This is a genomic window from Rossellomorea aquimaris (assembly GCF_020172085.1).
GTDB lineage: Bacteria > Bacillota > Bacilli > Bacillales > Bacillaceae_B > Rossellomorea > Rossellomorea aquimaris_E.
The window spans coordinates 149,747-164,512 of record NZ_JAIVAT010000007.1 but is presented as its reverse complement, the minus strand read 5'-3'; the positions used below and the strand labels follow the sequence as shown (position 1 = coordinate 164,512).

13 protein-coding genes are annotated in these 14,766 nt (G+C 48.0%); 1 reads left to right on the top strand and 12 read right to left on the bottom strand.

Features of this window, described 5'->3' with window-relative positions; translation table 11 throughout:
* Positions 1–31 precede the first annotated feature (31 nt).
* The gene (locus tag LCL96_RS13415) at positions 32–1,204 is read right to left on the bottom strand and encodes a cation:proton antiporter (RefSeq protein WP_224941957.1); all 1,173 of its coding nucleotides are present in this window, start codon (positions 1,202–1,204) and stop codon (positions 32–34) included.
* 181 nt (positions 1,205–1,385) lie between these two features.
* Between LCL96_RS13415 and LCL96_RS13410 the strand changes: the two genes are divergently transcribed.
* Entirely contained in the window at positions 1,386–1,697 is a 312-nt protein-coding gene (locus LCL96_RS13410) for an AbrB/MazE/SpoVT family DNA-binding domain-containing protein (RefSeq protein ID WP_224941956.1), read from the top strand.
* A 108-nt stretch (positions 1,698–1,805) separates the two neighbouring features.
* Here LCL96_RS13410 and thrB read toward each other — a convergent pair whose 3' ends face one another.
* From thrB to ilvB, 11 genes are all read right to left on the bottom strand, one after another.
* Entirely contained in the window at positions 1,806–2,735 is a 930-nt protein-coding gene (gene thrB, locus LCL96_RS13405) for a homoserine kinase (protein ID WP_224941955.1), read from the bottom strand.
* Positions 2,732–3,793, bottom strand: a complete 1,062-nt coding sequence (gene thrC / locus LCL96_RS13400) for a threonine synthase (protein ID WP_224941954.1) — start codon at positions 3,791–3,793, stop codon at positions 2,732–2,734. The genes thrB and thrC overlap by 4 nt, the downstream gene beginning before the upstream one ends.
* Positions 3,790–5,088: a homoserine dehydrogenase gene (locus LCL96_RS13395; protein ID WP_224941953.1), complete on the bottom strand. Its 1,299-nt coding sequence runs from the start codon at positions 5,086–5,088 to the stop codon at positions 3,790–3,792. The genes thrC and LCL96_RS13395 overlap by 4 nt, the downstream gene beginning before the upstream one ends.
* A 417-nt stretch (positions 5,089–5,505) precedes the next feature.
* Positions 5,506–6,489 carry a threonine ammonia-lyase gene (gene ilvA / locus LCL96_RS13390; protein WP_224941952.1) on the bottom strand — a complete coding sequence of 328 codons (984 nt, stop codon included), beginning with the start codon at positions 6,487–6,489 and terminating at the stop codon, positions 5,506–5,508.
* Complete coding sequence (gene leuD, locus LCL96_RS13385) at positions 6,489–7,094, bottom strand: 3-isopropylmalate dehydratase small subunit (protein ID WP_224941951.1); 606 nt, start codon at positions 7,092–7,094, stop codon at positions 6,489–6,491. Before leuD ends, ilvA begins: the two co-directional genes overlap by 1 nt.
* 11 nt (positions 7,095–7,105) lie before the next feature.
* Positions 7,106–8,521 (bottom strand): 3-isopropylmalate dehydratase large subunit, encoded by a 1,416-nt coding sequence (leuC, locus tag LCL96_RS13380; RefSeq protein WP_224941950.1) that lies wholly within the window; start codon positions 8,519–8,521, stop codon positions 7,106–7,108.
* Positions 8,522–8,565: 44 nt separating this feature from the next.
* Positions 8,566–9,678, bottom strand: a complete 1,113-nt coding sequence (gene leuB / locus LCL96_RS13375; RefSeq protein WP_224941949.1) for a 3-isopropylmalate dehydrogenase — start codon at positions 9,676–9,678, stop codon at positions 8,566–8,568.
* Between the two features lie 58 nt (positions 9,679–9,736).
* A complete protein-coding gene (locus LCL96_RS13370) occupies positions 9,737–11,287 on the bottom strand; it encodes a 2-isopropylmalate synthase (protein ID WP_224941948.1) in 1,551 nt (516 codons plus the stop codon).
* Entirely contained in the window at positions 11,274–12,305 is a 1,032-nt protein-coding gene (ilvC, locus tag LCL96_RS13365) for a ketol-acid reductoisomerase (RefSeq protein WP_224941947.1), read from the bottom strand. Before ilvC ends, LCL96_RS13370 begins: the two co-directional genes overlap by 14 nt.
* A 49-nt stretch (positions 12,306–12,354) precedes the next feature.
* A complete protein-coding gene (gene ilvN, locus LCL96_RS13360) occupies positions 12,355–12,879 on the bottom strand; it encodes an acetolactate synthase small subunit (protein WP_034761039.1) in 525 nt (174 codons plus the stop codon).
* Positions 12,876–14,597, bottom strand: coding sequence for an acetolactate synthase large subunit (ilvB, locus tag LCL96_RS13355; RefSeq protein ID WP_224941946.1), 1,722 nt, complete (start codon positions 14,595–14,597; stop codon positions 12,876–12,878). Before ilvB ends, ilvN begins: the two co-directional genes overlap by 4 nt.
* Positions 14,598–14,766: the final 169 nt, after the last annotated feature.

The window sequence follows — 14,766 nt, the reverse complement described above, 5'->3', positions numbered from 1 at the left end:
ATCCTATGGTTTCACAGTTCTTACCAATTTATCAATAATCTTTCTCCTTATTTTCCCCCTTCAGGAACAAGGTGGAGAAAGGATAGATCCCTACGCTTTGAATCACAAGTGAAAGCAGGATGACTCCGAATGTTAAAGAGTGCAGAAGAAAGGGACCTTGATCATCTAAACCTAATAATAAGGCAACCGACATTGTCCCCTTAATCCCAGACCAGGTCAAGATGAATACTTCCTTCCATCCATATATCGTTCTCCATGATTCTTTCATCTTTACAACACCAATAATAATAACATAGCGAACGAATAAGGAGAGAACAAAAAGGAAGAAGATCCATCCAGTCAATGAGAATGATAAATATCGTGTCATTTGGATACCGATCAATAAGAATAGAAAGGTTAGAATCGTTGGTTCAACAACCGTCCAAAACCCATCCAGATCCTTCCTGAAGTGATCTTCTTTTATCGTTTTTCCGTATTCATAGGAAAGCATGATCCCTGAAGATACAGTGGCAAGGACGCCTGAAACACCCAATTCCTCCCCTATATAAAACGTTCCGTACGCAAGAATGATGCTGAGCATGATTTGATATCGTGAATCTATCGTGAAATGGATTGCCTTACTCGCTAACCACCCAAGTGTAATACCCATTACGACACCCCCTAGAGAAACCAGGACGAATTCCCCTAGAAAAGAGGGAACTGAAAAGGTTTCCCCGCCGAAATAGATCCCAGCGACAACGGTAAAGAGTACGATGCTTGTGCCGTCATTGATCATCGATTCTCCTTCCACTATATCCGCTATGTCCTGTCGATTAGAAGACTCCTTCAAAACCGAAACGACTGAAATTGGATCCGTTGGCGTCAAAATCGTCGCAATCAATAATGCTTCTCCATATGTAATCGCAACCCATGGATGTAAGCCGTAGTAGAAGAGAAGGCTCATCAATACTGTTGTGACGACGATACCGACCGTACTAAGGATCGTAATGATCCCGGCATGCTTCTTTAAAGCCTTTGTTGGAAATTGATACGCAGAAATAAATAAGAGCACTGGCAGGAACCACTGAAAGATGATTTCCTTTGTAAGAGTGACGTCAGAAAATGCAGGAACAAAGGAAAGCCCCATCCCAATAAGGAGTAATACAACAGGAACGGGTATGTTTTTTTTCTTTTTATCAAAGGTATATACGCTGTATCCAATCATAAGTAAGAACAAAATCTGTATGGGTTCGATGATTCACACCTCCAAATAAACGTTACGATTCCTCTCACTTCATTTTACTAAATTCCCCCTCCAACCTTCTTCCTATTTTTTCAAAATTGTGTTTATTTTTTATAAAAAAGGTAAAAAGAGAATCAAAGATAGTGAAAGCAGGTGATCCATCATGGTGGGCTTGATGTATGGAAGCAAACCATTCAGTAAAAGCGGCACAATTACTCTTCCCCACAAATGGAGACAGCAGTTTGGGTTATTGCCGGGACGGCTCGCGGAGCTCTTCTATCAAAACAAACGCCTTTATATTAAGAAAGCCGTGAAAGATTCCACTCATAATAAACGTTACATCTCAGAAAAAGGGACCGTTCATATCCCTAAAGAACTTCGTGAGGAAATGGGGATGAACGAACAATCATCCTATTGTCTGCATGTCATGGAAAAAGAGAATTGCTTTATGATTACCAGGGAGAACGAAAGATAGCTAAAGGAATCCAGTAAATCCACAACCTTTCTCAATAGGCTTTTTCAATTTCAGGATAGATTGAGCACATAAGCTTTAATCAATAAACAAGGTCCGTCCCTCACTCGTTTAAAGCGATGAGGGACGGACCTTTGGTTGTTGGAGGATGATGCTGCTTCCTTCTTGAGCGATGGATAGTTTGCGGACATCCATGGATGGGAAGGATTGTTCGAGTTGGCGGTGGAGCCAATCACTTGCTTCCCGCTCAACGAAGCAGGCTATCGTTGGTCCTGCACCGCTCAGGGCGACACCGAAAGCTCCGAACCGGCCCGCCACTTCTTCTACTGCATCGTAGTGTGGAAGAAGCTTGCGTCGATGGGGCTGATGATATCGATCCCGTTTCATCATCCTACCAACCATTTCCCAATCACCTGTCAAAAATGCCGCCACAAGCACATTGGAAATTGCTCCAGCCCCTACTGATTCCGCAAATGAATGAGTGGACGGAAGGACATTCCTTGAGTCGGATGTTTTCAGTTCCACCTTCGGGATGACGCATACCACATCGATTGGAAGGTCTGCTACCGTGATCAGGTTTACGCCCCTTTCATGCTGACAGCTGACGATAAACCCTCCGTAGAGTGAAGCCCCGACATTATCGGGATGACCTTCAAATCGGTTGGCTAGGAAAAGTTTTCTTTCCAGGGTCAGGTTTAGGCCGCCCAGGGCATTTGCCAGCTCGATACCGGCAACGACGGCAGCGGCGCTGGAGCCGAGACCCCTCGTCAAAGGAATATCACTCGATACGTACAGATGACACGGCGTTACCTTCTTTCCGTATTCATGACATACTTCCTTGACCACTTCTACAATGAAATGAGATTCATCAGCCGGAAACACCTCGAGGGCCGATGACAGAGGAATCACCTGCCATTCGTCAGCCTCATGTGCTTCAACGGTTAAGTACACATCTAAAGCCAGACCGAGTGAATCAAATCCGGCACCTAAATTTGCCGTACTTCCAGGGACGACGATTTTCCAAGAACGCCCCCCCTTCATACTCCGATCGTTCCCTTAATGTAATCTTTTACCATTTCACGGTCATTCGGTAGCTTCACCGGTGTCACCGGGCTACACTCCATGGCCGTCACCGGATCCTTCAGGCCGTTACCCGTCAGCACCGCGACTACCTTCGATCCTTTTTCAATGAGACCTTTTTCCAAGGATTTCTTGATTCCTGCAATGGATGCACAGGAAGCAGGCTCTGCAAATATCCCTTCTTTCCTTGCAAGCAGCTGATAGGCATCCAGGATTTCATCATCTGTCACTTCATCGATATGACCGTTTGATTCCTTCAACGCATCGACCGCCAATGTCCAGCTTGCCGGGTTTCCGATCCGGATCGCAGTCGCAACCGTTTCGGGCTGTGGAAATACACGGTCATGGACGAGGGCCGCAGCACCAGAAGCTTCAAAACCGAACATCCGGGGCAGTGTGGAAGCGTGTTGGTGAGAATATTCCTTAAATCCTTTCCAGTATGCTGAAATATTGCCCGCATTGCCGACGGGGATCGCCAGCACATCTGGGGCTTCCCCTAATCCTTCTATTACTTCGAAGGCCGCTGTTTTCTGCCCTTCCAATCGATACGGGTTCACTGAATTCACGAGAGTGACCGATTCGGTTTTGCTTAACTCCCGAACAATCTCCAGCGCTTCATCGAAATTCCCTTCGATGGAAATGATCTCAGCTCCATACATGACGGCCTGTGCCAATTTCCCTTGAGCGATCTTCCCCTCAGGGATGACGACGATGCAGTTGATTCCCGCCCTTGCAGCGTATGCCGCTGCAGAAGCACTTGTATTACCTGTTGAAGCACAAATGACCGTCGTGCTTCCTGTTTCCACCGCTTTCGCAACCGCGAGGACCATTCCCCGGTCCTTAAATGAGCCTGTCGGATTTGCTCCCTCCACTTTTACATAAAGCTCAATGCCCCATTCCTTGGACAGCGACTTCAGCTCGATCAACGGAGTGTTTCCTTCGTTCAAGCTTAAAAGAGGAGTATCTGCATTTAATGGAAGATGTTCTTTATACTGTTCCAGCAACCCTTTCCATCTCATCCTTTTTCTCCTCCTTCAACGCGGTATGAGCTTTCGATGGAATGAACGGCTTCATAATCCTTCAACTCCATCAAGATATCCTCGTAATGATCGAGGGAGGCTTTATGGGTCACCAGGACGATTTCAGCAAACTCATCGCTTTCCAGCGGATTTTGCAGGATCTTCTCGAAGCTGACTCCATGATTCGAGAAGATGGACGTCAGTTTGGCCAGTACACCTACTTCGTCCTGAACGTGCAGGCGAAGGAAGTATTTTGAGTGAATTTCATTCCTCTCTTTTAACTTTTTAGGAAATTGAGGATTCACCGCACTCTTACCGTTGACTCCCAATCTCATATTCTTCATAATTCCCACCATGTCGGATACGACAGCTGTAGCCGTTGGAAGGCTTCCGGCCCCTGGACCGTAAAACATCGTTTCTCCCACCGCTTCCCCGTACACATACACGGCATTATATTCATCGTGGACAGAAGCGAGGGGATGTTCATTTTGCAGCAGAGTCGGCTCCACGCTTACCTCAACCTTCTCCCCTTCCCGGTGGGCATACCCTATAAGCTTCATCGTATAACCGAATTGCTCGGCATATTGAATGTCATCACCCGTTACTTCCGTGATTCCCTTCACTTTCACGTCGGCAAGGTCCACGTTCATGGAGAATCCTAATGTGGACAGAATCGCCATTTTCCTTGCTGCATCAAGCCCACCGACATCCGCCGTCGGATCTGCTTCCGCATAGCCGAGATCCTGGGCTTCTTTCAGGACATCATCAAAGGTCCGTCCCTCTTTCGTCATCTTAGTCAAAATGAAGTTGGTCGTACCGTTGACGATCCCCATCATTTTGGTGATGCGATCGGAGGCCAGGCCATCTACTAAACTTCTTAAAATCGGGATGCCTCCCGCGACGCTTGCTTCGTAGAATAAATCACAGCCATTTTCCGAAGCAGCCGCTAATAACTCCGGTCCGTGGAGTGCCATGAGATCCTTATTTGCCGTCACGACATGCTTCTTCTGGTTTAAAGCATGAAGGAGATGCTCCTTTGTTGCTTCGATTCCACCCATGACCTCGACCACAATATCAATTTCAGGATCAAACAGGACTTCCTCAGGATTTAAGGTTAGTATGCTGTTTTCAATATCCAGTCCCCTGTCTTTCTCTAAATCCTGTACGAGGGCTTTCTTCACCGTCACCGGGCAGCCGATTTGATGGGACAGTTTATCCTGATGATTCTCTACAATTTTCACCACTCCAGCTCCCACCGTGCCGAGTCCTAAAAGTCCGATTGAAATTGATTCCATAAGCCGAAAACCTCCGTTTGTTTATTTCTAGTGTACATTTGTTCTTGTATAGTGGACATTATAGTTGAAAAAATTACCTATTACAATAGGTATTTGTGTATTTCTAGAATGTAAGAGCTTTCAATATTAATTGATTGTGAGATTGAGTTTTTTTATGGTGATTCTTCTTATATCCAACGAAAACTTTGTTGGATTTGTACTTTTCATAGGGTACAGTGCTTTTTTGGAATTTTTTTCAGAATTGTTGTGATAGATTCTATGGCTGTTGCGGTACTTTCACCGGTTGTTGCGGCACTTCACCCTTTTATTGCGGCACTCCCAATCCCAACTTGTGCCACTTTCTACTAAACTCGTGCCAAGTTGCTAAAAACAGAGGACCGCCCCCAACTACATCCATAGTTAAGAGCCGTCCCCCCTTTACACAATATGATGAAGCTGCCTGGCCATCTTGGATAAATCCCTGTACACAGGGATCTTACTCGGATCGGCATTCCCACCACTGATGACGCAGCCCACTTTCCTGCCCTTCACCTTGACCTTCTGGCACATGGCTGCTGCCAGGGAAGCGGCCCCCGCTCCTTCGACCAGGGTCTTTTCCCGCTGCAGCATGAACATGATGCTGTAGGAGATTTCTTCATCTGTCACCGTGACCATATCATCTACATATTTCTGGATGATCGGAAATGTGAGTTCTCCTGGTTTCTTGACGAGGATTCCGTCTGCAATGGTGTGAACATGCTCCAATGTCCCTTTATTTCTTCCCGTAAAAAAGTTATACGTAGCCGGTGCTCCTAGTGCCTGCACTCCCACGATTTGTACCCGGGGGTTAAAGGCCTTTACGGCGAGTGCCATCCCTGCCAGCAAACCACCTCCGCCGACGGGGACGAGGATCATGTCCAGATCACTGAGCTGCTGAAGCATTTCCAGTGCGACTGTCCCTTGTCCAGCCATCACTTTATGATCATCAAATGCATGAACATACGTTGAGCCTTTCTTCACTTTCTCTTCAAGTGCTGCCCCGTAGGCCTCCTGATAGGTGTCCCCTGTTAGGACGATTTCAGCTCCGTAATGTTTCGTTGCCGCAACTTTAGTAGAAGGCGTCCGCTTCGGCATGAAGATTTTCGACGGGACCCCTCGCTTAGACGCAGCGAGTGCCACTCCCTGGGCATGATTCCCTGCCGATGCGGCAATGATGCCCTTCCTCGCTTCCGCTTCAGACAATGACATGATTTTATTCATGGCACCCCTTACTTTGAATGACCCTGTGCGCTGCAGGTTCTCCATTTTCAAATAGACCTCTCCACCTGTGTAGGCATTCAGTGTCGAAGATTGCTTTAACGGTGTTCGATGCACCTGGTGACTGATTCGTTCCATCGCTTCTACAACTTCAGTGTTATCCATTAAATTCCCAAGTCACTCACCTCATATTTTTTTTCGTAGTCTTCGATATTTTTTCCGTAATGCAATGTCAGATCGATTTCATCCAATCCCTTTAATAACATCGTCTTCCAGTAAGGATCGATATCAAACGTGACCCGAAGTCCCTCTGAATCACAAATGGTCTGGTGTTCAAGGGACACTTCCATTTTATACAAATCTACCTGACTCTCATTCTTCAAAAGGGCATCCACTGTTGCTTCATCCAGTTGAATGGGCAGAATCCCATTTTTTAAACAATTATTATAAAAGATATCAGCAAAGCTCTTTGCGATGATCACTTTAAACCCATAGTCCTGAAGGGCCCATGGTGCATGCTCCCTTGATGAGCCGCAGCCGAAGTTCTTTGCTCCAAGGAGAATCTCGGCATCCTGATATTTGGGTGTATCTAATAAAAAGTCTTTCCTTAGGGATTCCCCATCGTCTTCAAACCGCCAATGATAAAACAAATACTGACCGAATCCTTTCCGTTCGATCCTTTTTAGGAATTGCTTCGGGATGATTTGGTCCGTATCTACGTTGTCTCTCCTGAGAGGAAAGACCTTTCCTTCCACATGGTTGATTGCCATGGATTCACCTCCTATGAAATCGGCAGTTTCTCAAGTTTTCGCACATCAGTCAATTTCCCTGTCACGGCGGCGGCAGCGGCCATGGATGGGCTCAGCAGATGAGTTCTTGATCCATTTCCCTGTCGCCCCTCAAAGTTCCGGTTGGATGTCGATGCACAGCGCTTGCCCGGCGGAACGATATCATCATTCATGGCCAGGCACATGCTGCAGCCCGCTTCCCGCCATTCAAATCCCGCTTCTTTAAAAACGGTATGCAATCCTTCTTCCTCTGCTTCTTGCTTCACTTTATAAGAGCCAGGAACGACAAGTGCGGTGACACCTTCTTTCACTGTATGGCCCTTCACCACCTCCGCAGCAGCTCTCAGATCGCTCAAGCGCGAATTCGTACACGAACCGATAAACACATAATCAACCTCGATATCTTCCATCCTCATACCTGCCTCAAGCCCCATATATTGAAGAGCCCTCTCAACCCCTTCTCTATCAGAAGGATCCAGATATTCCTCTGGATGAGGGACGGACCTCGAAATCCCCGCTCCCATCCCGGGATTCGTTCCCCAGGTCACATGCGGCTCGATTTCTTCACCTTTCACCACGATGGTGTGATCATAGGATGCGTCACTGTCACTTGAGAGTGATTTCCACTCTTCCTTGCACTGTTGGTACGATCGATCTTGAGGCAGATACCTTCTTCCTTCTAAATAGTCAAAGGTCGTTTCGTCGGGACTGATCAACCCTGCCTTGGCGCCGGCTTCAATACTCATATTGCAGACGGTCATCCTTTCTTCCATCGATAAATGCCGGATGACATCACCGGTGAATTCTATGATGAATCCTGTTCCGAACCCGACTCCATATGTGGAGATGATATTCAGTATCACGTCTTTGGCCGTGACACCGAAACCGAGCTCCCCCGTCACCTTCACTTGGAGGGTTTTAGGCTTCGATTGCCAAAGGGTCTGGGTCGCAAGCACATGCTCCACTTCACTCGTTCCGATTCCGAATGCAAGTGCCCCGAATGCTCCGTGGGTGGAAGTGTGGCTGTCCCCGCATACAATCGTTTTCCCCGGCTGGGTCAGACCCAGTTCAGGGCCGATGACATGGACGATCCCTTGATCAGGGTGATGGATATCGGCAAGGGTGACACCGAATTCAGTACAGTTTTTCTTCAATGTATCCATTTGAAGACGGGCGATTTCATCCCGGATGACGTGTCGTTCCCTGGTCGGTACGTTGTGATCCATTGTAGCGAATGTTAAGTCCGGCCTTCGTACTTTCCTGTCCTTTACGCGCAGCCCTTCAAATGCTTGGGGAGATGTGACTTCATGCACAAGGTGAAGATCAATGTAAAGCAAATCCGGTTTTCCCTCTTCTTTGTGCACTATATGTTTATCCCAAATCTTTTCGATGATATTTTTCCTTGCCATGAACTCCCTCCTGGTCTGGTATGATTTTTATTTCGATAAGGTCTTTACAAGTATGCTGCGAGGATTGAAGACAGTGCGTGATCGGCTTCCAGCCTCTCCACCACCATCTGGCTCATGGCACCCGTCCCTACAACGGTTCCTCTGCCCATCGTCCAAAGATCCCCTGTCCGGTAGCCTGCATTCAGAACTTCCTGTACAGCCATTTCGACCATTTCTGCTTCTTCTTTTAATCCAAAGGAATGGCGGAGCATCATCGCAACCGACAGGATCATGGCCAGGGGATTGGCTTTCCCTTTTCCGGCGATATCAGGAGCTGATCCATGTACCGGTTCATACAGGCCGAAGGAATCTCCCCTTAGACTTGCGGAAGGCAGCATGCCCAGTGATCCTGTGATCATGGAAGCTTCATCGCTCAGGATATCCCCAAACATATTCTCCGTCACCAGAACATCGAATTGTTTTGGCTGATACATCAGTTTCATGGCCGCAACATCGACCAGCATGTGCTCCACTTCCACATCCGGATATTCGACTGCCACCTCATTCACGACTTCCCGCCACATTCGGCTTGTTTCCAGAACATTTGCCTTGTCGACAGAGGTTAATTTCTTCTTACGCTTCTGAGCAAGCTTAAATGCTTTGTGGACGATTCGTTCGATTTCACTTTTTTCATAAACCAGAGTGTCCACCGCTACTTCATCCCGCTTCCCCTGGCGACCTGACGGCTGACCGAAGTACAATCCTCCTGTCAGTTCCCTGACAATCACCAAATCTACTTCTTCGACAATCTCCCGTTTGAGCGGGGATGCCCCCAGTAAACTTTCAAATGCCTTCACCGGGCGCAGGTTCGCGAATAAGTCGAACTCTTTGCGGATGGCCAGGAGCCCTTTTTCAGGACGGAGCTCCTTCGGCAGATGCTCCCATTTTGGTCCTCCCACTGCACCTAAAAGAACAGCATCGCTCTCTTTGCAAAGCTTGATCGTTTCAGGAGGTAATGGCGTACCGAAGCGATCGACCGCTGCCCCGCCAATGTATCCTTTCTCCACTTCGAATTCATGGCCGAACCAATCACCCACTGCCTTAAGCACTTCTAATGCCCCGTCCATGATCTCTTGACCGATACCGTCTCCTGGTAGTACAGCGATTTTCTTCTTCATTAGAATTACCTCCTGTTTTTGTGGTATGGGGAGCCTTGGATGACAAGGCTCCTATCGTTTATAAGCTTGCTTCCACCGCTTCTTTTTCCCTGGATGTTGATCGCTGAGCTGAACGATTCACAGCGTTTAAGTAAGCACGAGCTGACGCTTCCAACACATCCTGTGCGGTTCCCCGTCCGCTTGTCATTTCTCCGTCATACTCCAGTCTTACGTAAACCTCGGCAAGTGCATCTCGACCGCCCCCGACTGAGTTGATCTTATAATCCAGCAACTTAGATGGACCCGGCAGCATCTTTTCAATGGTATTGTAGATGGCTTCCACGCTTCCTGATCCTGTTGAAGCAAGTCGGGTCATGTTTCCGTCCTCGCACTTCAATTCGATTGTCGCCGTTGGAATGTTATCCATTCCGTATTGAACCTGCATTCGTTCTAATGTAAACCCGACGGCATCGGTCATTTCCGTCTGCTTATTCGTCAGGATGCTGAAGAGATCTTCATCGACGATTTCTTTCTTCTTGTCTGCCAGATCTTTAAATGTATGAAATGCTTCATTCAGTTTTTCATCCGATAATTCAAAGCCGAGTTCCACCGCTTTGTTTTTGAACGCGTGCCGTCCGGAATGTTTACCAAGGACGAGACGGTTGGAATTCACTCCAATCAGTTCAGGTGTGATGATTTCGTAGGTTGTTTTTTCTTTCAACACGCCATCCTGATGGATTCCTGATTCATGGGCAAAGGCATTGTCACCGACGACCGCTTTATTGGCGGGTACCCTCATTCCAGTCAGCTTGCTGACAAGAGAACTGGTTTTCTTGATTTCATCCAATTTAAGTCGTGTTGTCGCTCCGTAAAAATCTTCACGGATACGAAGAGCGACCGCCACTTCCTCCAGAGCTGCATTACCGGCACGTTCACCGATACCGTTAATGGTCCCTTCAATTTGGTCGGCTCCGTTTTCAATGGCTGTAAGGGAGTTGGCAGTCGCCATACCAAGATCATCATGGCAATGTGCCGAAAGCTTCACCCCGTCGATATTCGGGACGTTTTCCCTTACGTATCGAAACAGTTCGCCGTATTTATGAGGGGTGATGTACCCCACCGTATCAGGAAGATTGATAACAGAAGCTCCTGCATCAATGACCCTCTCCATAATCTTGACTAAAAAGTTGAGATCCGACCTGCAAGCATCCTCTGCCGACCACTGAACGACCGGGAAAAATTTCTTCGCGTACTGTACGGCCTGGACGGCTGTATCGATGACCTGATCCGGTGTCATCTTCAGTTTATGAGTCATGTGGATGGGAGAAGTTGCAAGGAAGACATGCAGCCTTGGTTCCGCTGTTCCTTTAAGAGATTCCCATACCGCATCGATGTCACGCTGTTGGGCCCGCGCAAGCCCCGTTACGGAGCTGTTCTTAATGGTAGAGCCGATCCTCTGCACGGCATCAAAGTCTCCTTTTGAAGCTGCAGGAAACCCAGCTTCAATGACGTCCACACCAAGTCTTTCAAGCTGCTTCGCCACCTCGATTTTCTCAATCGTATTCAGATTCACACCGGCTGACTGTTCCCCATCCCGAAGAGTTGTGTCAAAGATCTCAATGGTTCGCACTCGCTACCACTTCCTTTTCTTTAGTCGAAGGTTTCTGTACAAAAGGCATCATTTTGCGAAGCTCTCTCCCGACCACTTCAATCGGATGCTGGCTTTCACGCTGATTGATGGCGTTGAATTCCGGACGATTTGCCTGATTCTCCAGGATCCATCCCTTCGCAAATTTTCCTGTTTGGATATCCGTCAGTACTTCCTTCATGCGGGCTTTGGTTTCCTCGTTCACTACCCGTGGTCCTGAAACGAAATCCCCCCATTGAGCGGTATCGGAAATCGAATAGCGCATTCCTTCCAGTCCTTGCTCATACATCAGATCAACGATCAGCTTCAATTCATGTAAACACTCGAAATAGGCGACCTCTTTTTGATATCCGGCTTCGACCAATGTCTCGAATCCTGCTTTCACAAGGGATGTCACACCTCCACATAGGACTGCCTGCTCCCCGAATAGATCGGTTTCCGTTTCTTCCTGGAAGGACGTTTCAAGGATTCCCGCGCGCCCTGCCCCTACACCTTTTGCATAAGCTAGGGCAAGCTCACTTGCTTGACCTGATGCGTCTTGATAAACGCCGAAGAGTGCGGGTACTCCTGCTCCTTCTTCAAATGTACGTCTTACAAGATGTCCCGGCCCTTTCGGTGCGACAAGGAATACGTCCACATCTTCCGGAGGAACGACTTGATGGAAATGGATATTGAATCCGTGTGCAAATGCCAATGCTTTTCCTGAGGTGAGTGCCGGCTTAATTTCCGCTTCATACACTTTCGGCTGATGCTCATCCGGCAAGAGAACCATGATGACATCTGCCTGTTCACTTGCTTCCCGGACAGAGTAGACATCGAAACCATCCTTTTCTGCCTGGTCCCACGACTTTCCTTTTCTCAATCCCACTACAACATCAAATCCGCTTTCCTTCAGGTTCTGAGCGTGTGCGTGACCTTGTGAACCATAACCGACTACCGCTACTTTCTTCCCTTTTAAAACCTCTTCATTTACATCTCCGTTATAATATACCTTTACCATTTCCCTCATCCTCTCCATTTTTTTGAATAATACGTTTTTTGGATTCCTATTAATTCACAATTGAATACTGTTTCAGATCCGTGACGGATTTTCCGTTACCTCTTGCGAATGCCGTGATGCCGGTCCGGGCGATTTCCTTGATTCCGTAGGGTCTCAACAGATCGATGATGGCTTCGATCTTGGATGTCTCCCCCGTCACCTGAACCGTTACGCTGTCCCTGGCAACATCAATGATGGCGGCTCTGAATGGTTCGACAATGCCATTGATTTCGGATCGGGTCTGCCCTGTACTCAACACTTTGATGAGGGCCAGTTCCCTGGCGACCACTCCTTGATCCGTGATGTCTGAAACCTTGAGGACATCGATTTGTTTATGGAGCTGCTTTAACAGCTGCTCGATTTTCCTGTCGTCTTCTACGTTGACAACGAACGTCATCCTTGAAATACCCTCGGTCTCCGTGTACCCGACCGAGATGCTTTCAATGTTGAACTGACGTTTCGTAAACAATCCGGTCACCCGGTTCAACACGCCGCTCCGGTTATGAACAAGGGCCGTTACAATCCGTTTCCTCATGGTTTCACTCCTAACATTTCGTGTAATCCTTTTCCTGGAGCCACCATCGGGTAGACGTTTTCCTTCGGATTCACCCAGCAGTCGATGAGCACCGGTTCATCACTCGTCAAGGCCTCTTTCAGAACGGAATCGACTTCCTCCTGGGTTTTCACTTTATACCCTTTGATTCCATAAGATTCAGCCAGTTTTACAAAATCAGGCTGAGTGGAGAATACTGATTGTGAGTATCTCTCTTCGAAGAAAGTTTCCTGCCACTGCCTTACCATCCCTAGCGTCCCGTTATTGAGCAGGACCACTTTCACGGGCAGGTTCAGCTCTTTCAGGAGAACAAGCTCCTGGAGAGTCATCTGGAATCCCCCGTCCCCTACAAAAGCAACCACCGTACTGTCAGGATTCGCTAATTGCGCACCGATTGCGGCCGGGAAACCGAATCCCATCGTGCCGAGTCCACCGGATGTGACCCAGTTATTCGGCTTTTTAAAAGAGTAGTATTGCGCCGCCCACATTTGATGCTGTCCGACATCCGTTGTGACGACCGCTTCCCCGTTCGTCATTTCATATACCTGCTCAATCAGGCGCTGAGGGGAAAGCACATCGTGAGCCTGGTTATACCAGAAAGGATATTCCCGTTTGTAAGAGCGCAGATGGTGATGCCAGGCATCAAAATCAGGTTTTTCAGTTTCATGCTGCAGAAGTTTTTCGAGAGCCTGTTTCGCATCTGCTACAATCGGGATCTGGGTTTCAACGTTCTTCCCGATTTCAGCAGGATCGATGTCGATGTGAACCACCTTCGCCCGTGGTGCAAATGTGGAAAGATTTCCTGTCAGCCTGTCATCAAACCGGGCACCGATATTGATGAGCAAATCACATTCGTGGATGGCCATATTACTGGCATAACACCCGTGCATGCCCGCCATTCCAAGAAACAACGAGTGATCAGCCGGAAATCCCCCCAGTCCGAGCAGGGTGTGTATCACAGGGATGTCATACTGTTCAGCGAACGCCTTCAGCTCCTCGGATGCCTTCCCGTGAAGCACTCCCGCTCCTGCTAAAATGACGGGCTGCTTCGACACCTTGATTGCATCAACCAGCTTCTTGATTTGAAGAGGGTTGGGATAGAAGTTAGGCTGATATCCTGGTAAATCCATTTCTACTTCTCGCACCTGATACGCCTGTTGAAGGGTCAAGTCCTTCGGAATGTCCACGAGTACAGGCCCTGGTCTTCCAGTTGATGCGATATGAAAGGCTTCCTTCACAATTCGCGGTAAGTCTTTAATATCCCGAACCTGATAATTATGCTTTGTGATTGGCATCGTAATGCCGACAACGTCTGCTTCCTGGAATGCATCTGTGCCGATTACCCCCGAAGCCACCTGACCAGTAAAGACCACCAGTGGCAGTGAGTCCATCATGGCATCTGCAATCCCTGTCACGAGGTTGGTCGCTCCCGGTCCCGACGTGGCAATGACGACACCTGGCTTACCCGATACCCTGGCATATCCTTCCGCTGCGTGGATGGCCCCTTGTTCATGACGGGCGAGTACGTGCTTGATCGGGGCTTTGTAAAGAGCATCGTAAATCGGCAAGACCGCTCCCCCAGGGTATCCAAACAGAATCTCAACTTTCTCCTCCTTCAAAGCCTTCATGAGCATATCAGCACCATTGACGTTTTCTGTCAGTGTCTGTGAAGCCGGTTCTGCCTCAACTTTTGCCCTCATTGCCTATCTCTCCTCTCCTTTTTTAAAAGCTATGTTTGATATTTGCCCTGAGCATTGTTCATCCATTTAATTCAAACAAAAAAGACCTTCCCACCCACTACGACAGAGTTCATCTTTCGCAGGGGCGAAAAGGTCTTTATCCTTTCCACGGTACCACCCTAGTTCAGAG